We start from the raw sequence: 23,195 nt of genomic DNA on the forward strand, positions 1-23,195 counted from the left end.
AGACGGCCTTTTTGACTGGCTGGAATTAGTTGCCTAAGTCGAATGCTTTATGCAGAACGCGGGTGGCCAGTTCCATGTATTTTTCGTCAATCAGGACGGATACTTTGATTTCGGAAGTTGAAATCATTTGGATGTTGATGCCTTCTTCTGCGAGGGTGCGGAAGATTTTGGCAGCTACGCCGACGTGTGAACGCATGCCCAAGCCGACTGCGGAGACTTTGCATACGGTGTCGTCGCCGTCGATGTAAGCGGCGCCGATGCTGTCTTGGCGTTGTTGCAGGAGTTCGATGGTTTGTTTGTAGTCGCCGCGTGGAACGGTGAAGGAGAAGTCGGTTGTGCCTTCACTGCCGACATTTTGGATGATCATGTCGACTTCGATGTTGGCATCGGCAACTGCGCCGAGGATTTGGTAGGCAACGCCGGGTTTGTCAGGTACGCCGCGTACGTTGATGCGTGCTTGGTTTTTGTCGAATGCGATACCGGTTACGGCTGCTCTTTCCATGTTGTCGTCCTCTTCAAAGGTAATCAGGGTGCCGTTGCCGCCATCTTGCAGGCTGCTGAGTACGCGCAGGCGCACTTTGTATTTTCCGGCGAATTCTACGGAGCGGATTTGTAAAACTTTTGAGCCGAGGCTGGCCAATTCGATCATTTCTTCGAATGTGATCGTGTCCATGCGGCGCGCTTCGGGTACGACGCGCGGGTCGGTGGTGTAAACGCCGTCCACGTCAGTGTAAATTTGGCATTCGTCGGCTTTGAGGGCTGCGGCGATGGCAACGGCGGAGGTGTCAGAACCACCACGGCCAAGAGTTGAGATATTGCCTTCGCTGCTGATGCCTTGGAAACCGGCTACGATAACGACTTTTCCGGCGGCCAAATCGGCACGCATTTTCTCGTCGTCGATGTTTTCGATGCGGGCTTTGGTGTGGGAAGTGTCGGTTTGGAGGGCGACTTGCCAGCCGGTGTAGCTCTTGGCGTCAACGCCGATGTCTTTCAGGGCCATGGCCAGCAGGCCGATGGTCACTTGTTCGCCGGTAGCGAGAACGACGTCGAGTTCGCGCGGATCGGGATGCTCTTGCATTTCGTGCGCCAGTGCGACCAGTCGGTTGGTTTCGCCGCTCATGGCGGATACGACGACTACGATGTCGTGTCCTTCGGCGCGGGCTTTGGCGACACGTTTGGCTACGTTTTTGATGCGTTCGGGCGAGCCTACTGATGTGCCGCCGTATTTATGTACGATTAACGCCATGTTTCGTGCTTTCTTGTGGGGGGTTGTCGGGCAGCTTGGTTTGCTGGAAAAAGGGTTATTATTACTATTTTTTACATGGAATTCAAGGATGGGACGCGCTTTTTTGAGTAAATACGCATAAAGGGGTTTGGTTAAAAAAGGCCGTCTGAAAGTTTTCAGACGGCCTTGCTGATTATCGGGCCAAAAGGGCGGCCTGCTGGTGTTGAACCAATTCGGCAATGCCTTTGTGCGCGAGGGCAATCAGCTTGCCCAATTCTTCGATGCTAAACGGCGCGCCTTCGGCCGTACCTTGGATTTCGATGATTTTGCCGGATGCAGTCATGATGATATTAACGTCACTGTCGCAGCCTGAATCTTCGGGATAGTCCAAGTCCAAAAGCGGTACACCGCCTACCACGCCGGCGGAAACGGCGGCAACGGCTTCACGGATTGGGTTTTCGCTGATAAGGCCGTCTGAAAGCAGCTTGTCCACGGCGATTTGCAGGGCAACGTAGGCACCGGTAATGGAGGCGGTACGCGTGCCGCCGTCGGCTTGGATGACGTCGCAGTCAATCAGGATTTGGCGTTCGCCGAGTTTTTCCATATCGACAACGGCGCGCAGCGAGCGGCCGATCAGACGTTGGATTTCTTGTGTGCGGCCGGACTGTTTGCCTGCGGCGGCCTCGCGGCGCATACGGGAGGCGGTAGAAGCCGGCAACATGCCGTATTCGGCCGTTACCCAGCCTTGTTCTTTACCGCGCAAGAAGGGCGGGACATTTTCGTCGATGGAGGCAGTGCAAATCACTTTGGTGTTGCCGCACTCGATAAGGCAGGAGCCGTCGGCGTGTGGCAGGAAATTGGGGGTGATTTTAATGTTGCGCAGGCTGTCGGCAGCGCGGCCGGTGCGGGTGTAGTCGCTCATGATGGTCCTTTGGGGGGAATAAAAAATGGGCTGCCTTGAATTATAGAGGAATTTGGCAGCAAAGGCCGTCTGAAAATCGTCGGTCGGGTGTGTTATAGTGTCCATACTTTCACTCGTATTTGGAAACGGAGTAAAACCATGGCTACAAGACGAAATATTCAAATTCACAGTATGACCGGCTTTGCCAATGCCGCAGGCGAATGCGGCGGCAAGCGGATTAATTTGGAAATCCGCGCGGTCAACCACCGTTATTTGGATGTTCAATTCCGTATGCCTGAAGAGTTGCGCTATTTGGAAGGCGCATTGCGCGAACAGATTGCCGCGGCTGTGGCGCGCGGTAAACTGGAGTGCCGCGTTCAGCTGCAAGATGCGGCTTCGGGCGGTCAGACTTTGGAAGTCAATCAGGATTTGGTCGCCCAGCTGGCGCATTTGAACAAAGAATGGCGCAAGGAACACAATTTCGGCAAGCTAAGCGTGGCCGACGTTTTGCGTTTCCCCGGCGTTTTGGCAGGTCAGAGCGAAGACTCCGAGGCCTTGGCGAAAGGTGTCAAAGATTTATTGACCGGCGCGTTGAAAGAGTTCACAGCCGCCCGCAAACGCGAGGGCAAAAAACTGGGCGAACACCTGCTGCAACGTCTGGACGGCATGGAAGAGATTGTGGATGCTTTGAACGAACTGTTCCCAAGCCTGCTGCAGGCGCATATGGACAAAGTCAAAGCCCGTTTGGCAGAAGCCGTCGGCAATATCGACAACGACCGTTTGCAACAGGAATTTGCTTTATTCATCCAAAAATCCGATGTGGATGAGGAATTCAGCCGTTTGCGCACCCATATCGCCGAAGTGCGTCGCATCGTTACCGAAGGCAAGGGCAGCGCAGGCAAACGTTTGGATTTCTTGATGCAAGAGTTGAACCGTGAAGCCAACACTTTGGGCAGTAAGGCCATCGCTGCCGAATGCACGCAAGCTTCGGTTGAACTGAAAGTCTTAATCGAACAAATGCGCGAACAGGTTCAAAATATCGAATAAATCGATAACGAACGGATAAAACAAGGCCGTCTGAAAAGTTTCAGACGGCCTTTGTGTTGATATTGGGTGGAGTCAGTGTGGTTTGTTTTTAAACATTATTGGATGATGGATTTCCTGTTTCGTTACTGTAATTGCGCATAAGAGTTAACATGTGTTAAATTATGGCAATTATTGTCATGATAAAAACATACAAAGGAGTAAAAACATGAACTTTCTGACCGCTATCAGTCGGCAAATGACCCGCTTCACCGCCTTGATTATCGTCCTTGCCTCCATTATCGCCTTTATCGAACCTGCCACTTTTTCGTGGGTAAAAGGCGATACGCAAGTCGTCGTACTCGGCATCATCATGCTCGGCATGGGCATGACTTTGGGTAAAGAAGATTATCAAATTCTGGCACAACGTCCGCTCGATATTTTTATCGGCGCAATCGCCCAATACACGATTATGCCCCTGCTCGCTATCGGTATTGCCAGAGCCTTTGACCTCTCGCCCGGATTGACGCTGGGTTTGGTTTTGGTCGGCACCTGCCCGGGCGGCGTTTCGTCCAATATCATGAGTTTTTTGGCTAAAGGCGATGTTGCCTTTTCGGTTGGTATGACGACTGTTTCCACCGTCCTTGCACCTGTGATGACGCCGCTGTGGATGACTTATTTGGTTGGACAAACCGTCGAAATGGACGGCTGGGGTATGTTCAAATTTATGTTGCTCGTTACCCTGTTGCCTGTCGTTATCGGTTCTGTCGCCAATATATTGCTGCATAAAAAACATTGGTTTGAAGACGTACGCGCGATTATGCCGGCCGTTGCCGTTGTCGCGTTTGCCTGCATCGTCGGCGGCGTTGCTGCTGTTCACGGACACCGCTTTGCTGAATCCGCCTTGGTTATGGTACTCGCCATTGCTGCCCACAACATCGGTGGCTACATCCTCGGCTATTACAGTGGCGCGCTGACCGGCATGAATACCGCCAAAAAACGCACCCTTGCCATCGAAGTCGGCGTACAAAACGCCGGACTTGCCACTGGTTTGAGTGCTAAATTCTTCCCCGGTAATGCCGAGTCCGCCGTTGCCGCCGCCGTTGCCTGCGTTTGGCACTCTGTATCGGGAACGATTTTGGGCAACTTGTTTGCCTGGTGGGACAAGCGTAAGCAATAAGCCGGTAAACATTGCCAGATAACAAAAGGCCGTCTGAAACATTTCAGACGGCCTTTTAATTGCCTTTTATCAATGTGCTTTATGTGTCGTGCTGTACACGATTTTGTCCGTTAAAGCCATGGCGAGGGCGGAAATCAGGAAGCAGATGTGGGTAATACATTGCCACATGATTTGTTTTTCCGACAGATTGGCGGTGTTGAGGAAGGTTTGCAGCAGATGGATGGAGGAAATGCTGATGATGGACATCGACAGCTTAACCTTCAAAACCGAAGCATTGACATGGCTGAGCCATTCGGGTTGGTCGGGATGTTCTTCAACGTGCAGGCGGGAAACGAAGGTTTCGTAGCCGCCGACAATCACCATGGTCAGCAGGTTGGCAATCATCACGACATCAATCAGGTTCAATACGGCGATCATGATGGTGTTTTCATCCATGATGCTGAAATTGGATACCAAGTGCCACAAGGATTTGAGGAACTTACAGGCATAAATGACTTGGGCGATAATCAAGCCTATATAAATCGGCAGTTGCAGCCAGCGGCTGGCAAAAATGAAATGCGCGAAGATGCCCATTCGGTCGTGGGCTGTGCGTTTGGTCGGGGAGGAATGTTCCATAAAATGTGTTGTGTGTAGGAAAGATAAGGGGCGGCATTTTAATGGAAAAATTTTTAAGCCGCAATTTGAGCGGTTGAATTTAAAAAGAAAGGCCGTCTGAAAACAGGATATTGTTTCTTGTTTTCAGACGGCCTTGTAGGTTGTCGGAATAGGCAAATACGCGCAAAATCGCTTTGCTTTTTAGAGATGGACATTATGCTTGCAGATTCGTTTTTTTATTATCTGGTGTTGGTCGGCTTTGCTGCAGGGCTGATGGATGCGGCGGTTGGGGGCGGAGGGCTGTTGCAGATTCCCGGATTGTTCAACCTATTGCCAAACGCTACGCCTGTGGCCTCGGTGATGGGTGTCAATAAATTTGCTTCCTGCTGCGGCACGCTGACTGCGACGGGGCAATACCTGCGCCGAATTCCCGTGCCGTGGAAAATGCTGTTGCCTGCCGCGGTGTTGGCATTTGCCGCTTCATATTTGGGCGCGAAAACGGTGGTGTATTTCCCCGTGCAATACATGAAACCGGCAATGCTGGTCATCATGATTGCCATGTGCCTGTACACTTTTTTGAAAAAAGACTTGGGGCAGACGGTGCGCACTGAAAAGCTGACGCGCCGCGAAACTTTATGGGGTTTATTTTTCGGCGCATTAATCGGGTTTTACGACGGCGTGTTCGGGCCGGGGACGGGCAGCCTGCTGGCTTTTGTGTTCGTCCGCTTTTACGGCTATGATTTTTTAGCGGCCAACGCTTCGGCAAAGGTCATCAATTGGACGATTAAAAATGGAATGTTATTACGGTAAATGATTTGAGACGTTCTAACAACTGGAAAAAACGATTCATGAGTACATTCATTATTACAACCATGAGCGCATTCAGGGGAAACTAAAAGGACTGAGCTCTGTGAATTACAGAACTCAGTCCTTGAACTAAATCAGTCTAACTTTTGGGGTCAGATCATTTTACGGAGCTTTTTTTGTTGTGTGCTTTAAGCCATTTTTGCATTTGTTCAATTTCCGCTTGTTGTGCGTTAATAATATCCTCAGCAAGCTTACGCATTTCAGGATCCTTTCCGTATTTTAATTCAACTTCCGCCATTTTTACTGCGCCAATATGGTGTGGCAACATACCTGCTGCAAAAGCAACATCAGGATCTTTATATTGCGCAGCTGCCATCATGTCTTGATTCATTTGATTCATACCTTGCATTAATTCTTGTTGCATTGCAGAATCTGTCGACATTGGCATATTCATGTGTGCTTGATGCGGTTGTTCATTAGCTTGGGCATAATTTGAAATTGCAACAGCGCTAAGTGTGATAAAAGTCATAAGTTTTTTCATGTTTTTCGCCTATGTGATAACTGAAGGAGCACAAAATATAAACTTTGACTTAAGGTTAAAGTCAACATTTATTCCGAAAATGTTTGGTGAGGTGCTAAAAGCTAAAATAAGACAATATTTGAGCTGCGTTACGGATTTATGTTGCTGCTGTGCCTGACCATTGGAAAGTTTGCTTGGGATTTATTGGGTTGATATCGAATGAAAAAAAGGCCGTCTGAAAGTTTCAGACGGCCTTTGCGTTTTACAGTTTAACCGAATGCTCGCGCGTTTCGTGGAACACGATGTCCGGCCAGCGTTCTTGTGTCAGATTTAAGTTTACGCGGTTAGGCGCGAGGTAGGCGAGGTTGCCGCCAGCGTCTATCGAAAGATTGCCTGCATTGGCTTTTTCAAATTCCGCCAGCTTTTTCTTGTCTTCGCACGATACCCAGCGCGCCGACCAGATGGATGCGCTGTCGAACACGGCTTCTACGCCGTATTCGTTGGCCAGTCGCGAGGTAACGACTTCAAACTGCAACACGCCGACCGCACCCAAAATCAAATCTGCGCCGCTCATCGGTTTGAAGACCTGTACCGCGCCTTCTTCGCCAAGCTGTTGCAAACCTTTTTGCAGTTGCTTGATTTTCAGCGGGTTTTTGATACGTACGCTGCGGAACAGTTCTGGCGCGAAGAATGGGATGCCGGTAAACGCCAGTTGCTCGCCTTCGGAAAAGCTGTCGCCGATTTGGATGTTGCCGTGGTTCGGGATGCCGATGATGTCGCCGGCGTAGGCTTCTTCCACCAGCTCGCGGTCGTGCGACATGAAGGTCACTACGCTGGAGGCGGCGATTTCGCGGTTGATACGCAGGTGTTTCATCTTCATGCCGCGCTCGAATTTACCGGAGCAGACGCGCAAGAAGGCGATACGGTCGCGGTGTTTCGGGTCCATATTGGCTTGGATTTTGAAGATAAATCCGGAAAACTTCGGCTCGTCCGGCTCGACCATGCGCACGGTTGCGTCGCGCGGTTTCGGCGCAGGCGCCCAGTCAATCAATGAATTGAGGATTTCCTGAATACCGAAGTTGTTAATCGCCGAGCCGAAGAACACGGGCGTGAGTTCGCCGGCGAGGAATTCGTCGAGATTAAATTCATTGGAAGCCGCCTGCACCAATTCGATTTCGTCGCGTAGCTGCTGGATTTCCAATGGAAAGCGTTGTTCCAATTCAGGATTGTCGATGCCTTTGATGATGTCGAACTCGTGCGGCAGACGCTCGCCGCCCGCGTCGAAGAGATAGATTTCGTCGTTCAGGATGTGGTACACGCCTTTGAAGTTTTTACCCATGCCGATCGGCCAGGTGACGGGCGCGCAGCGGATTTGCAGGATGTTTTCCACTTCGTCCAGCAATTCCAGAGAATCGCGCACTTCGCGGTCGTATTTGTTCATGAACGTGACAATCGGCGTGTTGCGCAGGCGGCAGACGTTCAAGAGTTTGATGGTTTGCGCTTCCACACCTTTTGCCGCGTCGATGACCATCAAGGCGCTGTCGACGGCAGTCAATACGCGGTAGGTATCTTCGGAGAAGTCTTGGTGTCCCGGCGTGTCCAAGAGGTTGACGGTGTGGTCTTTGTAGTCGAACTGCATTACGGACGAGGCCACGGAAATGCCGCGCTGCTTCTCGATGTCCATCCAGTCGGAGGTGGCGAATTTGCCGGTTTTCTTGCCTTTTACCGTACCCGCGCTTTGAATCGCACCTGAAAACAGCAGCAGTTTTTCGGTCAGCGTGGTTTTACCCGCGTCAGGGTGGGAGATGATGGCAAACGTGCGGCGGCGGCGCACTTGATCGAGGATTTCTTGGGACATGGTTTTCTTTGCAAAAAGTTTCAGGCCGCTTTTTCAGACGGCCTGAAGGATATGGGTGTTGGAAAACAGGCTAAAATAAGGGCGTGTGCAACACGCCCTGCAATAGATTGAAAGATGCGGAATTGTACAAAAAAATGCTTGATAATTCAATGTTTGCACCAAAACAAAGGCCGTCTGAAAAGTTTCAGACGGCCTTTGGTTATGAATCGATGATTAAATATCCATCGGTTTCCATTCCGCGCCTTTTACCGGCGGCAGCCATGATTGCGTACCGCTGGAGGCAAATCCCCACAAGGTGTCGGGGAGACCGTAATGGTCGGCGCGCGTGGGGTCGAGTTGCGTTTCGATTTCATCTTCGCGGCCTTCATGGATTTGCGTGGCGATGTGCGGATTAATCATCACGGTTTTGCCCAATGCGATAAATTCTGCCCAGCCGATTTCATAGGCGGCCAAAATTTGGTCGGCGGTAAACAGGTTGCCTACGCCGATAAGCGGCAGTTTGCCGTTGATGCGTTCGTGGATGAACTGCATACGGGTTTGGGCGGTATCGCCGCCGCGACGGATTTTTTTATCAAATTCCCACAGGGAAACGTGCAGATATTGCAGCGGTTTTTGCACCAATGCGTCAATCAGTGCGCCAGTTTCAGTCATGGTTAAGCCGTCATCGCCCGGCTCTTCGGGAGAGAAGCGGTAGCCGATAATGAAGTCGTTGCGTTGGTGTTTTTCACGGACGGCAACCACGGCATCGATAACGGCCAGCGGGAAGCGCATTCTGTTTTCCAAGCTGCCGCCCCATTGGTCGTTGCGGCGGTTGCTTTGGGCAGAGTAAAACTGTTGGATCAGATAGCCGTTCGCACCGTGGATTTCCACGCCGTCAAAACCGGCACGAAGCGCCAAATCGGCGGCTTGCGCATAAGAGGCGATGAGTGCTTCGACTTCTTTTTCGGTCGCTTCGCGCGCGTGTTCGGCTTCGCTGGCGGAAGCGCTGATTTTGTCGAGACCGTCCAAAAGGTCATCCATGGCTTTGGAACCGCCGTGATGGATTTGCAAAATCGCTTTTGCGCCTTGCTGTTGCAGGATTTGTGCGGTTTCTTTCAGGCTGTCGAGGCAGTGTTCGCCTGTGGCTTCAGGTTGGCCGTGAAAGGCTTTGCCGTCTTTTTGAACCAAAGTGGCGGCAGTGATAAACAGGCCCATATCGCCTGCGCGGTTGTTGAGGAAGGTACGCTCTTGGTCGCTGATCAAACCGTCGGCTTGTGAGCCGAAATGGGTCATGGGGGCGACGACAAGGCGGTTTTTGATGGTTACGCCGTTATTGAGGGTGTATGTTTGAAAGAGTGGGGCGTATTTTGGATTCATGAGATTTTGCTCTTGATAAGTGAATGGTTGGCAGAGAATTGGGCCATTCGGGAAATTATCAAGTAAACAGGCCGTCTGAAAAATTTCAGACGGCCTGTTTTATTCTTTAAGCCTTAGGATTAAAGATTAGGATTAACAATGATTTTTACTGCGGATTCGTTGTTGTGGATCAAGCGCTCGAAGCCTTCGGAAATCAATTCGTCCAGTTTGATGCGTTGGGTGATGAAAGGTTCAAGGTTGATTTTGCCTTCTTCAACCAATTTGATGGTTTCTGCATGGTCGTTGCAGTAGGCGATGGTGCCGCGCACGTCCAGCTCTTTCATCACAACGCTGTGGACGTTGATGGTAGCGGGGTGGCTCCAAATGGATACGATGACGACTTTCGCAGTCGGACGGCATGCTTCGACCATGGTGTCCAGCACTTTGTTGACGCTGGTGCATTCGAATGCGACGTCCACGCCTTCGCCGTTGGTCAGTTTTTTCACTTCTTCGACAACATCGACTTCGGACGGGTCGAGGATGTAGTCGGCAACGCCGGATTCGCGTGCTTTGTCTTTACGCGCTTTGCTCAATTCGGTGATGATGACTTTGATGCCTTTGGCTTTCAATACGGCAGCCAACAGCAAACCGATTGGGCCTGCGCCGCCAACCAATGCGACGTCGCCTTCTTTCGCGCCGCTGCGTACATAAGCATGGTGGCCGACAGACAGAGGCTCAATCAAAGCAGCTTGGTCTAATGGGATTTTGTCGGAAATAGGGTGTACCCAACGGCGTTTAACGGCGATTTTCTCAGACAAGCCGCCACCGCAGCCGCCTAAGCCGATGAAGTTCATATCTTTGGAGAGGTGGTAGTTGCTGCCTTCGCCGGTCGGTACGTCGTCGCGGATGATGTAGGGTTCAACGACAACGTGTTGGCCGACTTTGATGTCGTCCACGCCTTCGCCTACGGCATAAACCACGCCGGAGAACTCGTGCCCCATGGTTACAGGGGCTGACTCGCCGGAGATTGGGTGCGGATGGCCGCAAGGCGGAATGAAAATTGGGCCTTCCATGAATTCATGCAGGTCGGTACCGCAGATACCGCACCACGCAACATTAATGCCGACAGTACCCGGAGCTACGGTTGGCTCGGGAATGTCTTCGATGCGGATGTCGCCTTTGTTGTAAAAACGTGCTGCTTTCATTGTAACGCTCCTTTTTTAAAGTGGAGGCCGTCTGAAAAAGACGGTCAATTGGGGAAAGGGAAGCAGTGTGGCGTGTGAAATGTTTTTATTGATATGTTTTATGTTTGTTATTTTACTACTGATAATATGGAAATGGTTTGTCTTTGCTCAAATTAAAGTTTGTAAATGAAAAAAAAGGCCGTCTGAAATGGATAATCTGTTTTCAGACGGCCTGGGGCAATAGTTTGAATGCGTTATGGTGTAGGATTGTTACTTTTGCCGCGCTTCAGATGCTTTTGGTAGGCGATGACGTAGTCGGCCTTGCTTAAGCCCGCCAATACGCGGATGTGGGCGGCGGCGGATTTAGACATGGATTCCAAGGTATATCCGCCCTCCAGTACGGAAACGACACGTCCTTGACAGCTTGCCGTTGCTTGGACGATTTTGTGCGTCAGCCAGGCAAAGTCGGCTTCATGCAGGTTCAGACGGCCTGTTTCGTCTTGTTTATGCCCGTCAAAACCTGCCGAAAGCAACACCAACTCGGGGCGGAAGGCCGTGAGCTTGGGCAGCCATTGTTCGCGGATGGTCGTGCGGAAGATACGGCTGCCTGTGCCCGGTTTGAGGGGCGTATGCAGCATATTCTTATTGCCGGCGTATTGTTCCGCCTGAGGGAAGGGAAAGATGTCGGTTTCAAACAGGTTGAAAAACATCACGCGCGGATCGTCTTGGAGAATCTCCGCCGTACCGTCGCCGAAGTGGACGTCGAAATCGATGACGGCGATGCGTTGCAAGCGGTATTGGGCAATGGCGTACATCACGCCGGCGGCGGTGTTGTTAACGAGGCAGAATCCGCCGGCGCTGTTGCTGTGGGCATGGTGGCCTGGCGGGCGGATGGCGCAAAAAGCATGCCAGGCCTTTTTGTTCATCACCATATCGACTGCCTTGACGACGGCGCCGGCCGCAAAACGGGCGGCTTGAAGGGAGTCGTGGCAGATGACCGTATCGTCATCGATGCGGTGGATTTTGCCGGGGAGCGGCTGGGCGGCCTCCAATTCGTGCAGATAGTTGCGCGAGTGGACCAATGCCAGTTGCGCATCTTTGATTTCGGGTGCTTCAGCGGTTTGCAGATGGCGCCAAATGCCTTCCTTTTTTAAGGCGGCTTGAATGGCGCTGATGCGTTCGGGCTTGTCGGGGTGGTTGGTGCCCGGCTGGTGCTGCAGAAATATCGGATGGGAAATCCATACGGTGCGGGCATTTTTGCCGAGTAGTCGACGCAGCAGGGTACGCACGCGCCAAATGATTTTTTTAAGCATGGAAAGTGTGTATCGAACGAGTCGCACGGACTGCTAAATATGGTTAATAAATACGGAAATGCTTGGAAATTTTTCAGACGGCCTTTAGAATAGCTCAATTTTGCAGTCCAACCAATGTGTTTGATTGCAGTGTGCAGTTTTTTACTTAATCTAAAACTTGAAAGAACGGATATATTATGAATCAAGCAGTGGCTCAATTTGCCCCTTTAGTGCTGATCATGGTGGTGTTCTACTTCCTGATTATGCGTCCTCAACAAAAGAAATTCAAAGCGCACCAAGCGATGTTGGCCGCTTTGAAAGTCGGCGATAAAGTCGTTTTGGCGGCAGGTTTCAAAGGCCGTGTGACCAAAGTCGGCGAGCAATTCTACACTGTCGACATCGGTCAAGGTGCGAAAATCGAAGTGGAAGTTGAGCGCAACGCGATTGCCGCGAAAGCCGAATAATCCGTTTTTTTGCAAAAAGCCGCCTCATTTTCCGAGCGCGGCTGTTTGCCTTTATAAATAAAGCAAAGGTTTACCATGAACCGTTATCCTTTATGGAAATACCTGCTGATTGCGTTCACGATTGTGGTTGCGGCTGTTTACTCGCTGCCCAACCTTTTCGGTGAAACGCCTGCCGTACAGGTATCGACCAACCGACAAGCCATTGTTATCAATGAGCAAACTCAGTCTAAAGTGTCTTCTGCGTTGCAAAGCGCAGGTATTCAGACTGATGGTATGTTCATTGTCGATAATTCGCTGAAAGTGCGTTTTAAAGATACTGAAACGCAATTAAAAGCGCGTGATGTCATTGAAAACACTTTGGGCGAAGGCTATATTACCGCGCTCAACCTTTTGGCGGACAGTCCTGAGTGGATGGCAAAAATTAAAGCCAATCCGATGTTCTTGGGTCTGGACTTGCGTGGCGGTGTGCATTTCACCATGCAGGTGGACATGAAAGCCGCGATGCAGAAAACGTTTGAACGTTACGCCGGCGACATCCGCCGCGAATTGCGTCGCGAAAAAATCCGTACCGGTACGGTGCATCAGGCTGAAAATGGTCTGACTGTGCCTCTGCAAGATGCTGCCGATGTACAAAAGGCTTTGCCTCAGTTGCAAAAGATGTTCCCTGAAGCCACTTTGCTTGCAGACGGCAACAATATCGTGCTGACTCTGTCTGAAGAGGCGATCAATAAAGTACGTTCTGATGCGGTAAAACAAAACATCAACACTTTGCACAATCGTGTGAATGAATTGGGTGTGGCAGAACCGGTTATCCAGCAATCCGGTCTTGACCGCATCGTTGTACAGCTGCCGGGTGTACAAGATACTGCCAAAGCCAAAGACATTATCGGTCGTACCGCGACTTTGGAAGTACGCATGGTGGAAGACGATCCGATTAAATTACAGGAAGCCTTGAACGGTAATGTACCGACTGGTTACGAGTTGCTGTCAAGCGGTGGCGATCGTCCGGAAACTATTTTGGTCAACAAACAAGTTGAATTGACCGGCGACAACATCAACGACGCGCAACCTAGCTTTGACCAAATGGGTGCGCCTGCCGTGAGCCTGAGCTTGGACAGCGCAGGTGGCAGCATTTTTGGCGAATTGACTTCGGCCAATGTGGGTAAACGTATGGCTATGGTGTTGATTGACCAAGGTAAATCTGAAGTCGTAACCGCGCCTGTTATCCGCGCTGCCATTACCGGTGGCCGTGTGGAAATTTCCGGTAGCATGACAACTGCCGAAGCCAACGATACTTCATTGTTGCTGCGTGCCGGCTCGCTGGCTGCGCCTATGCAAATTGTCGAAGAACGTACCATCGGCCCGTCTTTGGGTAAGGAAAACATTGAAAAAGGTTTCAATTCCACCTTGTGGGGTTTTGCCGCCGTTGCAGCGTTTATGGTGGTCTACTACCGCTTGATGGGTTTCTTCTCTACCATCGCTTTGAGTACCAATATCTTGTTTTTGGTGGGTATTTTGTCTGCCATGCAGGCAACGCTGACCCTGCCGGGTATTGCCGCGTTGGCATTGACACTGGGTATGGCGATTGACTCCAACGTATTGATTAATGAGCGTATCCGTGAAGAATTGCGCGGAGGTATGCCACCTCAGCAGGCAATCAATCTGGGTTTCCAACATGCTTGGGCAACCATTGTCGACTCTAACTTGACCTCTCTGATTGCCGGTATTGCTTTGTTGGTATTCGGTTCCGGTCCTGTGCGCGGTTTTGCCGTTGTACACTGTATCGGTATTCTGACCTCGATGTACTCGTCTGTGGTCGTGTTCCGTGCTTTGGTCAACCTGTGGTACGGCCGCCGTCGCAAATTGCGGAATATTTCCATTGGTGCGGTATGGAAGCCGAAAGCTGAAATGGCAGAAGGCAAGGAGTAAAACATGGAATTATTTAAAATCAAACGCGATATTCCGTTTATGAGCTACGGCAAACTGACGACCTTTATTTCGTTGGTTACGTTTATCGCCGCCGTGTTCTTTTTGGTAACCAAAGGCCTGAATTTCTCCGTCGAATTTACCGGCGGTACGGTAATGGAAGTCCAATATCAGCAGGGCGTGGATGTGAATAAAACGCGCGAACGCCTCGATACGCTGAAAATGGGTGATGTACAGGTTCAGGCATTGGGTACGAACAAGCACATCATGATTCGCCTGCCGAACAAAGAAGGCGTAACGTCTGCCCAGCTGTCCAACCAAGTAATGGATTTGCTGAAAAAAGACAATCCTGACGTTACCTTGCGCCAAGTTGAATTCATCGGCCCTCAGGTTGGTGAAGAATTGGTTACCAATGGGTTGATGGCATTAGGCTTCGTAGTGGCAGGTATCATTATTTACTTGTCCATGCGTTTTGAGTGGCGTTTTGCAGTGTCCGCGATTATTGCGAATATGCACGATATCGTGATTATTCTCGGCTGTTTTGCCTTCTTCCAATGGGAATTCTCTCTGACTGTCTTGGCAGGTATTTTGGCAGTTTTGGGTTATTCCGTGAACGAATCTGTGGTTGTGTTTGACCGTATTCGTGAAAACTTCCGTAAGCCGCATATGCGCGGCCACACTGTGCCAGAAGTTATCGACAACGCGATTACTGCAACCATGAGCCGTACCATCATTACCCACGGTTCGACCGAGGCAATGGTTGTTTCTATGCTGGTGTTCGGCGGTGCAGCCTTGCACGGTTTCTCTATGGCGCTGACCATCGGTATTGTGTTCGGTATTTACTCTTCCGTATTGGTTGCCAGTCCGCTCTTGCTGATGTTTGGCTTGAGTCGTGAGAACATTGCCAAAGAAGTGAAGAAAAAAGAAGAAGTGGTAGTTTAATCGCTGTAATACTTCAATAAAGGCCGTCTGAAAATTGATTGAATCAGTTTTCAGACGGCCTTTTGTATTTAAATTTCAGAATGTTTTGTTTTAATGAAATAGGAGGGGACAAATGTGAAAGAAAAAGAAAAAATAGGAACAATATAATTTTGTGATGAATCAAGTTTATTGTCTGATATCCCCTTAATTGCTTGTCAGTCCCAATATTTTAAAACATAATACTTTTGCCCCCGATGCTGGAGTTTTACTACAAGTACATGATTTGCAAAAAATCTGTCGGGAGTGCAGACCCTGCCAATCAACCTCAAATAAGGAAGGTTAAGAATGAAAGTAACCAGTTTCGGCGAAGTGCTGTGGGACGATTTTCCAAACGGAAAAGTATTGGGTGGCGCCCCCTTGAATGTTGCTGTCCGTTTGCAGTCTTTGGGTATCGATGCTGCCATCATCAGCCGTCGCGGCGATGATGCCGATGGTGAGGAATTACTACGTCAAATTCAAAGTAAAAACGTCAATACTGATTATTTGCAGGTTTGTCACGAATGTGCGACCAGTTTGGTGAAAGTACACTTGGACAAGTCTGGCAGCGCGTCTTATGAGATTGTTTACCCTTGCGCGTGGGACAGGATTGCGGTTGATGATGCGGCAATTAAACGTGTGGCAGAATCCGATGCTTTCGTTTTTGGCAGCTTGGCAACCCGCGATGAAGTTTCGCGTAAAAGTTTGGCTGTTTTGCTGAAAGAAGCCAAATTCAAAATTTTTGACGTTAATCTGCGTAAGCCTCATTACGATATTGACCGCTTGTTGGAGACTATGAAACAGTCCGATATGGTCAAACTCAACGATGATGAGTTGTATGAATTGGCTGCGGCTTACGGCTCTCCTTATCACAGTATCGAGCAAAATATCAGCTACCTCGTTGAGCTGACCGGCGTCAAAATTCTTTGTGTGACTTTGGGTAGCCATGGCGCAGTTTTGTATAAGGACGGCGAGTTATACCGCCATTGCGGTTTCCGCGTCAAAGTGGTGGATACTGTTGGCTCCGGCGACAGCTTCCTTGGCGGTTTGACTTACAAGCTGCTCAATAATGCGCCTCCTCAAGAAGCCATTGCTTTTGCTTGTGCGCTGGGTGCATTGGTGGCTTCACGTCATGGCGCGACGGCGGATATTTCTTTGGAAGAAGTTGAAGCGTTTATGAATCCTGCTTGATATTTTGACAAGAGACATAAAAAGGCCGTCTGAAAACCATTAAATCAGGTTTTTCAGACGGCCTTAGTATTTTCAGGCTTTACCAATAAGTTGTAAAACATTCTAAGTTGGTATTTTTCGGGCCGCTTCCTTCTTCGGTCGGCGAACCAATCATCATCAGGCCAATGATTTTGTCTTTGTCGGCACACTCAAATGCTTCGCGCAACAATGGGCTGTTGACCCACATGCCCGTAATCCAAACATTGTCGAAGCCTTGAGCAGAAGCAGCCAGTTGTAAAGCATAGGCGGCGCAGCCGGCAGTCAACATTTGTTCCCATTCAGGTTTGGGTTTTGCTACTTCACGGTTTGGTACGAATGTAACGGCGATAATCATAGGCGCCATGTTGCCGACGCGTTCGGCCTTTTTCATGGCATCGTCGCCGAAGTTGAGTTCGGTAACGGTCTTGCTCAACAGCTCGCGGAAACGTTGCAAGCCGGCCTCGCTTTGAATCACAGTAAAGCGGAAAGGGCGCATATTGCCGTGATCAGGAACTTGTGTTGCCGCTTGCAGCATTTGTTCCAGTTGCTCGGCATTGGGCGCCGGAGCAGTCAGTTTTTTGGAAGAGCGACGTGTGGTTAGGAGATTTAAGGCATCCATTTTTATTCTTTCTTGTGAATTCGAATGAGAATAATTATATAGCAGAACGATAAATAAATCAGCAAAGGACTAAGGCCGTCTGAATTAAGGTTTCAGACGGCCTTTGAGTTTTACAGGATACCGTTGTTTTGTGTATTTTCAGTCATCAGTGCTTTGCTGATTTCGTCGGCGGTGTAGCTCTTACCGTTTCCGAATACAAAGCTGTCGACATTATTGTTGGCAATGTCATGGATGGTCAGGGTGTCGCCTGTATCTTTGATGGTTAAGACCCAATCATCGCCGGTTTTCAACTGTAAATCTTTCAGCGTAATCCCTTCTTTGAAAAGGACTTGGGTATCGCTGCCACCATACGGATTGAAGGTGTCGTTGCCGCTGTTTCTGCCAAACATGATAACGGTGTTGTCGGCACCCAGGTCGGTAATGGTATCGTTGCCGTCGGCTGTATCGACGATGTTGATGCCTCTGCCCAAAGTAATGGTTTCATCGCTGCGGTTGCCCCTGTATTCGACAACAGAAGCGTAACGCGACAAATCTAAATCGCTGTTGTCGCTATCGGCATGGATGGTGTGGTTGAAGTTGTTGTACACATCACGGTTGAGTTCATCAACGGGTTGGCCGGTGTATTGGACGATGTTTGTGTTGCCGATCATGTGCGGGATAGACAGTTTGAAGTGGTTGATCAGCTCGCCCGTGCTGTATGAGGTATTGCCGTCAAACTGAAACTCGGAAATTGCACCATAAATACCGCTTTGGTTTTTGATGGTTAAAACATCGTCTGTGCCTTTAATGCGGATATGCCATGTGTCGCCATCCAACAGGGGATTGGATACAAATTGAGTGCTGTCGGGTATGTCGGCAATCCCGGTTTTGTCGTAACCTTTTTCAACGGTAATTTCGAGGTCGTCAAGGGTAATGCCGCCGGTAAATTTAACGACATTAGCGTTGAGTCTGTGTAGGCTTGCTTCGCTATCAAAACCGAAGTTGTAGTCGAAAATGGTGTCGTGACCGTAACCTTTTCCGAAAACATAGGTATCGTTGTGTTCGCCGCCTTCCAGATAATCATTGCCTGCGCCGCCGTCGAGTAAGTCTGCGCCTACATGGGCATAGAGTTTGTCGTTACCGTTGCCGCCGTAGAGTTTATCGTCGGAAGCAGGTTCGTTGCCGTAATAGGTTGCACTGTGTTCGCGCAAGATGTCATCGCCGTCGTGGCCATAGAGGGTGTCATGGCCGTCATTGCCGCCGTCGATTTCATTGTTGCCTGCATTGCCATGCAAGGTATCGTCGACGTTTGTGCCGACAAATTTAATGGTTTCGGCTTTCACTGGTTGGAAGGCTTGTTGGAACTGTGCGGCAGTGTAGGTTTGGTCGTTAAACTGGAAGCGGTCGATGGAAATGCTGCCATCCGCACCGATTTGGTTTTGAATCAGGGCAGAACCTTGTTCGGAAGTAATTTCCCAGCTTTGGCTGCCATCATCGTTATGAATGGTCTTCAGGTTGAGCTTGGCATTGTTCAGGCCGTCTGAAAACTTGAGGGTATTGATGCCTTGGTTGTCGATAATGGTATCGTTGTCGCCGTAGATATAGGTATCGTTTCCGGCTCCGCCTTTCAGAATGTCTTTACCGTTGCCGCCCACCAAAATGTCGTCGCCTGTATCACCGTTGATGACATCGTTGCCGTTGCCGCCATCCAGATAATCATTGCCCTCGCCGCCGTTGAGGTTGTCGTTGCCACCCATGCCGTAAACAGTATCATCACCGCGTCCGCTGTTGAGGCGGTTGCGGCCTTCGTTACCGGTCAGGATGTTATTGCTGTTGTTGCCGGCGGCAAAAATATTGGCCGAGCCGGTCAAGGTAACATTTTCGACGTGGGTAGCGGCAGTATGGGAAATGCTGCTGAATACGGTGTCTTCGCCGCCGCCAGCCTGTTCAATCACCACGTCTTTTACATCATCAACGTAGTAAGTGTCATTGCCGTCACCACCTTCCATAATGTCGGCATCGGCTTTGCCGTCGATAATATCATCGCCGGATGTGCCGATCAGGTAGTCATTGCCGTCGCTGCCATCGATGGTCTGACCGCTTTCGGTATGCTCAGTCAGGGAAATATCGAAATATTTGGCAAAGTTGTTTACATCCAGTTTTTGTGTGCCAATGATGAAGTGGGAGACTGCCGGTGTTGTACCGTTTTGAGTGTATTGGTTTTTGATGGTTAAAACGGCATTGCTGTTTTTTACGGCAATCACCCAGTCTTTACCATCGGTTTCGTTGTTTTGGACTTCAACGGTTAAATCGTTAAGGCTCAGATCAGTATGAAAGCGGATGCTGTTGTGGCCTTGATTGTCGATGATGGTGTCTTGCTCGCTTTTGTCAGAGAAGAGGTAGGTATCGTCGCCTTCGCCACCTTCAAGCACATCGTTGCCTGCTTCGCCGTTGAGGATGTCATTGCCTGTTTCGCCGAAAAGAAGGTCGTTGCCTTCGCCCCCATTGATAACATCGTTGCCGCCACCGCCGTAAACGATGTCGTCACCGCGCCCGCTGTTGAGGCGGTTGCGGCCTTCATTGCCGATGAGGATGTTGTTGCTGTTGTTGCCAGCACCGAAAATGTTGGCTGTACCGGTCAAAACAAGGTTTTTAACGTGGTTTGGAAGGGTATAGCTGACGTTGCTGCAAACCGTATCATCGCCGCCATTTGGGTTTTCAATGATTGTATCGTCACTGAGGGTTACATAATAAACGTCATCTTCCGACGTGCCTGTCGTTACTTGTTCAAGGAAGGAAGGTTGTAATTGCTCTAAATGTCGTAATTCAAATTGCGCATTGGGGGTGCGCATTGCTTTTTCGATTGTCATGATATTTTCTTTAGATATTGATGAGAGTAACAAGGAAGTAAACGTATCCGGCATATGGCCGGTATTGCTTAATTTGTATTGTGTTTAGGCTGTATATACTAGTGCTGAAATTTGATAAAAACAACAGAAACGTTAAGATATGACAATATATAGAGAGCTTTATCAGGCTCTGTCTGCCGTCTATTCCTTTGCTAAATGGCTTTGCCTTGTATGTCTGTTTTGTTTCTTATATACCACACATCAATTTTCATAGTTTCAAACTATGAATGGTTGTAAAAAGGCCGTCTGAAAAAAGAAGCAGGTTTCGCATTGCAAAACCTGCTTCTGATTTTTCAGACGGCCTGTCTGATTACAGAGTACGGGCAACTTCGACGATGTCGAAACATTCGAGTTGGTCGCCTTCCATAATCTCGTTGTAGCCTTTGAGCATCAGACCACATTCGAAGCCCATGCGGACTTCTTTGACGTCGTCTTTGTAGCGTTTCAAAGAAGACAGCTCGCCGGTATGGATAACCACGTTGTTGCGGATGAGGCGGACATGGGAATCGCGTTTGACCACACCGTCGGTAACCATACAGCCTGCAATGTTGCCGACTTTGGAAACGGAGATAACCTGACGGATTTCGACCGTACCGGTGACTTGCTCTTTCTCTTCCGGAGAGAGCATACCGCTCATGGCGGCTTTCACGTCGTCGATGGCATCGTAAATGATGTTGTAGTAACGGATTTCCACGTTTTCATTCTCAGCCAGTTTACGGGCGGAAGCATCTGCACGGACGTTAAAGCCGATGATGAATGCGCCGGAAGCGATGGCCAAGTTGACATCAGATTCGGTAATGCCGCCAACGCCGCTGTGCAACACGTTCACTTTCACTTCGTCTGTGGACAGTTTTTTCAGGCTGCCGGCCAAAGCTTCGTAAGAACCTTGTACGTCTGCTTTGATGATGACGGACAAGGATTGGGCTTGGTTTTCGCCCATGTTGTTGAACATGTTTTCCAGTTTCGCGGCCTGTTGTTTGGCCAAGCGTACGTCGCGGTATTTGCCTTGACGGAAGAGGGCGATTTCGCGCGCTTTTTTCTCGTCGGCCAATACCATTGCATCTTCGCCTGCATTCGGAACGTCGGACAAGCCGAGGATTTCGACAGGGATAGATGGGCCGGCTTCATTGATGGCTTTGCCGTTTTCGTCAACCATCGCACGGATTTTACCGAATGCAGTACCGGCCAGCAGCATATCGCCTTTTTTCAGTGTACCGCTTTGAACCAGCAATGTGGCAACCGCGCCGCGGCCTTTGTCCAAACGTGCCTCAACGATGATGCCTTTTGCAGGCGCATCGACAGGGGCAGTCAGTTCCAAAACTTCGGCTTCGAGCAAGACGGCCTCGAGCAATGCATCGATGTTCAGGCCTTTTTTAGCGGAAACGTCGATAAACTGTACATCGCCGCCCCATTCGTCAGGCACGACTTCGTGCGCAGTCAGCTCTTGGCGGATACGCTCAGGGTTGGCAGCTTCTTTATCGATTTTGTTGACGGCAACCACAATTGGTACGCCGGCGGCTTTAGCGTGGGCAATGGCTTCGATGGTTTGCGGCATCACGCCGTCGTCGGCTGCTACAACAAGAATCACGATATCGGTTGCTTTCGCACCGCGCGCACGCATGGCGGTAAACGCTTCGTGACCCGGAGTATCCAAGAAGGTAATCACGCCGCGAGGGGTTTCAACGTGGTATGCGCCGATGTGTTGGGTAATGCCACCCGCTTCGCCTTGTACCACTTTGGCGCGGCGGATGTAGTCCAGCAGGGAAGTTTTACCGTGGTCAACGTGACCCATCACGGTAACAACCGGCGGACGTGGCAATGCTTCGGCTTCTACTGCTTCAACGCCTTCATCCAGGAATGCTTCAGGGTCGTCGGCTGCGGCAGGTTTACCGATGTGGCCGAGTTCTTCCACCACAATCAGGGCAGTGTCTTGGTCGATAGATTGGTTGATGGTTACCATCATGCCCATTTTCATCAGGGCTTTAACCACTTCGACGCCTTTAACGGCCATTTTGTGTGCCAAGTCGGCAACGGTAATGGTTTCAGGCACCAAAACTTCGTGTACGACAGGTTCGGTCGGCGCTTGGAAGGCGTGTTGGTTTGGCTCAAGTTTGAGTTTTTTGCCTTTTTTGCCGCCGCGTACGCGTTCGTCGTCGCCAGTGCGCGCATTGTTGCGGTCGCGACCACCTTTGCCGCCTTTGCCTTTGGCATTGCGGCCTTGAGTGTCTTCATCACGCTCACGACGGTCTTCTTTTTTACCGCGCGCGTTGTGTTCGGATTTACCTTCGCCGGATGCTGCTTTGGCTTTCTCGGCAGGTTTATTGCGTTCGCCTGATTTGGCTTCTTTAGTAGGTTTTGAGTCTTTGTCGGCCTGTTGTTTTATGGCTTCACGGCGTGCTTGACGCTCTTGTTTTTCTTTCAACAAGGCTTCTTGATGCGCACGCAGGGCGGCGGCACGACGGGCTTCTTCATCGCGTTGAGCCTGTTCTTCCACGCTGACGACAGGTTGCGGTACGGCAGGAGCGGCAGGTTTAGCTGCCTTTTTCGCTTCTTTGCCTTTGCCGCCTTTGTCTTGTTTGGCTTTGGCAGGTTTCTTGGCTTCGGCTGGTTTTTCAGCTTCAACGGATTTTTCAGACGGCTTGTTGTCTGCTTTAGCCTCAACTTTTGCTTCGGCCTTAGCTTCTACGGCTTCAGCCGGTTTGGCTTCTTCTTTTTTGGCTTCGGCAGGTTTGCCTTCCGTTTTTGGTGCGGCTTTGGCTGCTTTCAGTCTGGCTGCTTCGGCCTCTGCTTTGGCACGGGCTTCGGCTTTTGCGGCAGCTTCTGCTTCGGCTTTTGCGGCAGCTTCTGCTTCAGCTTTGGCGGCTGCTTTTTCTGCTTCGGCTTTTTGGTTTTCCGCTGCTACTTTGGCTTTGGCTTCCGCTGCCAATTCTTCGGAAGAAGGAATGGTAACGGCACGGCTGCGGCGGCGTGTTTCCACTTTTACGCCGTCAACGGTGCTGACTTCGGTTTTTTTGCGGCGGATGCTGATGGTGCCGCTGTTGCTGCCGTTTTTCTTTTGCAGGTAAGCAGTCAACAGTTGTTTGTCGTCAGTGGTTATGCTGTCATTACCGCTGTTTTTATTGACCCCGGCTTCTTTCAATTGTTTAAGCAAATCATCGACGGGGCGGTTTAGTTCGGCGGCAAATTGCGCTACGGTTGTATTACTCATTCAGT

At 50.1% G+C, this 23,195-nt stretch carries 17 protein-coding genes and 2 pseudogenes; 8 read left to right on the forward strand and 11 right to left on the reverse strand.

Annotation, left to right across the window (positions count from 1 at the left end; all coding sequences use genetic code 11):
* Positions 1 to 25 precede the first annotated feature (25 nt).
* Positions 26 to 1,246: an aspartate kinase gene (locus ACTHR7_RS03915; RefSeq protein WP_063075945.1), complete on the reverse strand. Its 1,221-nt coding sequence runs from the start codon at positions 1,244 to 1,246 to the stop codon at positions 26 to 28.
* 172 nt (positions 1,247 to 1,418) lie between these two features.
* Positions 1,419 to 2,147: a ribonuclease PH gene (rph, locus tag ACTHR7_RS03920; protein WP_003686003.1), complete on the reverse strand. Its 729-nt coding sequence runs from the start codon at positions 2,145 to 2,147 to the stop codon at positions 1,419 to 1,421.
* 138 nt (positions 2,148 to 2,285) lie between these two features.
* On the opposite strand from rph, the gene ACTHR7_RS03925 reads away from it, so the two are divergent.
* Both ACTHR7_RS03925 and ACTHR7_RS03930 read left to right on the forward strand, forming a co-directional pair.
* Positions 2,286 to 3,173 (forward strand): YicC/YloC family endoribonuclease, encoded by an 888-nt coding sequence (locus ACTHR7_RS03925; protein WP_234395502.1) that lies wholly within the window; start codon positions 2,286 to 2,288, stop codon positions 3,171 to 3,173.
* Positions 3,174 to 3,378: 205 nt separating this feature from the next.
* On the forward strand, positions 3,379 to 4,329 hold the full coding sequence (locus tag ACTHR7_RS03930) for a bile acid:sodium symporter family protein (RefSeq protein WP_070461340.1): 951 nt from the start codon (positions 3,379 to 3,381) through the stop codon (positions 4,327 to 4,329).
* A 69-nt stretch (positions 4,330 to 4,398) separates the two neighbouring features.
* Here ACTHR7_RS03930 and ACTHR7_RS03935 read toward each other — a convergent pair whose 3' ends face one another.
* A complete protein-coding gene (locus ACTHR7_RS03935) occupies positions 4,399 to 4,944 on the reverse strand; it encodes a TIGR00645 family protein (RefSeq protein WP_107868069.1) in 546 nt (181 codons plus the stop codon).
* A gap of 195 nt (positions 4,945 to 5,139) precedes the next feature.
* Here ACTHR7_RS03935 and ACTHR7_RS03940 point away from each other — a divergent pair.
* Both ACTHR7_RS03940 and ACTHR7_RS03945 read left to right on the forward strand, forming a co-directional pair.
* Positions 5,140 to 5,706, forward strand: a pseudogene (locus ACTHR7_RS03940) (sulfite exporter TauE/SafE family protein); the annotation flags it as partial.
* Positions 5,693 to 5,863, forward strand: a pseudogene (locus tag ACTHR7_RS03945) (IS3 family transposase); the annotation flags it as partial. The pseudogenes ACTHR7_RS03940 and ACTHR7_RS03945, both read left to right, overlap by 14 nt.
* Positions 5,864 to 5,887: 24 nt before the next feature.
* Here the strand turns inward: ACTHR7_RS03945 and copM are convergent.
* The 5 genes from copM to ACTHR7_RS03970 all read right to left on the reverse strand — a co-directional run bounded on the left by copM (position 5,888) and on the right by ACTHR7_RS03970 (position 11,940).
* Positions 5,888 to 6,271 carry a CopM family metallochaperone gene (gene copM / locus ACTHR7_RS03950; RefSeq protein ID WP_036491551.1) on the reverse strand — a complete coding sequence of 128 codons (384 nt, stop codon included), beginning with the start codon at positions 6,269 to 6,271 and terminating at the stop codon, positions 5,888 to 5,890.
* A 241-nt stretch (positions 6,272 to 6,512) separates the two neighbouring features.
* The gene (locus tag ACTHR7_RS03955) at positions 6,513 to 8,108 is read right to left on the reverse strand and encodes a peptide chain release factor 3 (RefSeq protein WP_107868070.1); all 1,596 of its coding nucleotides are present in this window, start codon (positions 8,106 to 8,108) and stop codon (positions 6,513 to 6,515) included.
* A gap of 213 nt (positions 8,109 to 8,321) precedes the next feature.
* A complete protein-coding gene (locus ACTHR7_RS03960) occupies positions 8,322 to 9,464 on the reverse strand; it encodes an NADH-dependent flavin oxidoreductase (RefSeq protein ID WP_107868071.1) in 1,143 nt (380 codons plus the stop codon).
* A 119-nt stretch (positions 9,465 to 9,583) separates the two neighbouring features.
* Complete coding sequence (locus tag ACTHR7_RS03965) at positions 9,584 to 10,648, reverse strand: 2,3-butanediol dehydrogenase (RefSeq protein WP_107868072.1); 1,065 nt, start codon at positions 10,646 to 10,648, stop codon at positions 9,584 to 9,586.
* A gap of 233 nt (positions 10,649 to 10,881) precedes the next feature.
* Positions 10,882 to 11,940, reverse strand: coding sequence for a histone deacetylase family protein (locus tag ACTHR7_RS03970; protein WP_107858256.1), 1,059 nt, complete (start codon positions 11,938 to 11,940; stop codon positions 10,882 to 10,884).
* A gap of 176 nt (positions 11,941 to 12,116) precedes the next feature.
* On the opposite strand from ACTHR7_RS03970, the gene yajC reads away from it, so the two are divergent.
* From yajC to ACTHR7_RS03990, 4 genes are all read left to right on the forward strand, one after another.
* Entirely contained in the window at positions 12,117 to 12,383 is a 267-nt protein-coding gene (gene yajC, locus ACTHR7_RS03975; RefSeq protein WP_003675720.1) for a preprotein translocase subunit YajC, read from the forward strand.
* Positions 12,384 to 12,458: 75 nt separating this feature from the next.
* Positions 12,459 to 14,312, forward strand: coding sequence for a protein translocase subunit SecD (secD, locus tag ACTHR7_RS03980; RefSeq protein ID WP_440370355.1), 1,854 nt, complete (start codon positions 12,459 to 12,461; stop codon positions 14,310 to 14,312).
* Positions 14,313 to 14,315: 3 nt separating this feature from the next.
* Complete coding sequence (gene secF / locus ACTHR7_RS03985; RefSeq protein ID WP_003686183.1) at positions 14,316 to 15,251, forward strand: protein translocase subunit SecF; 936 nt, start codon at positions 14,316 to 14,318, stop codon at positions 15,249 to 15,251.
* Between the two features lie 324 nt (positions 15,252 to 15,575).
* Positions 15,576 to 16,457, forward strand: a complete 882-nt coding sequence (locus tag ACTHR7_RS03990; RefSeq protein WP_107868076.1) for a carbohydrate kinase family protein — start codon at positions 15,576 to 15,578, stop codon at positions 16,455 to 16,457.
* 79 nt (positions 16,458 to 16,536) lie between these two features.
* Here the strand turns inward: ACTHR7_RS03990 and ACTHR7_RS03995 are convergent, their stop codons facing one another.
* The 3 genes from ACTHR7_RS03995 to infB all read right to left on the reverse strand — a co-directional run bounded on the left by ACTHR7_RS03995 (position 16,537) and on the right by infB (position 23,190).
* Positions 16,537 to 17,094 carry a nitroreductase family protein gene (locus ACTHR7_RS03995; RefSeq protein WP_107868077.1) on the reverse strand — a complete coding sequence of 186 codons (558 nt, stop codon included), beginning with the start codon at positions 17,092 to 17,094 and terminating at the stop codon, positions 16,537 to 16,539.
* 110 nt (positions 17,095 to 17,204) lie between these two features.
* Complete coding sequence (locus ACTHR7_RS04000) at positions 17,205 to 19,943, reverse strand: calcium-binding protein (RefSeq protein WP_293203824.1); 2,739 nt, start codon at positions 19,941 to 19,943, stop codon at positions 17,205 to 17,207.
* A 349-nt stretch (positions 19,944 to 20,292) separates the two neighbouring features.
* Positions 20,293 to 23,190 (reverse strand): translation initiation factor IF-2, encoded by a 2,898-nt coding sequence (infB, locus tag ACTHR7_RS04005; RefSeq protein ID WP_440370356.1) that lies wholly within the window; start codon positions 23,188 to 23,190, stop codon positions 20,293 to 20,295.
* Positions 23,191 to 23,195: the final 5 nt, after the last annotated feature.

Source organism: Neisseria sp. P0007.S010 (assembly GCF_051962875.1).
In the GTDB taxonomy this organism is placed as follows: Bacteria; Pseudomonadota; Gammaproteobacteria; order Burkholderiales; family Neisseriaceae; genus Neisseria; species Neisseria subflava_A.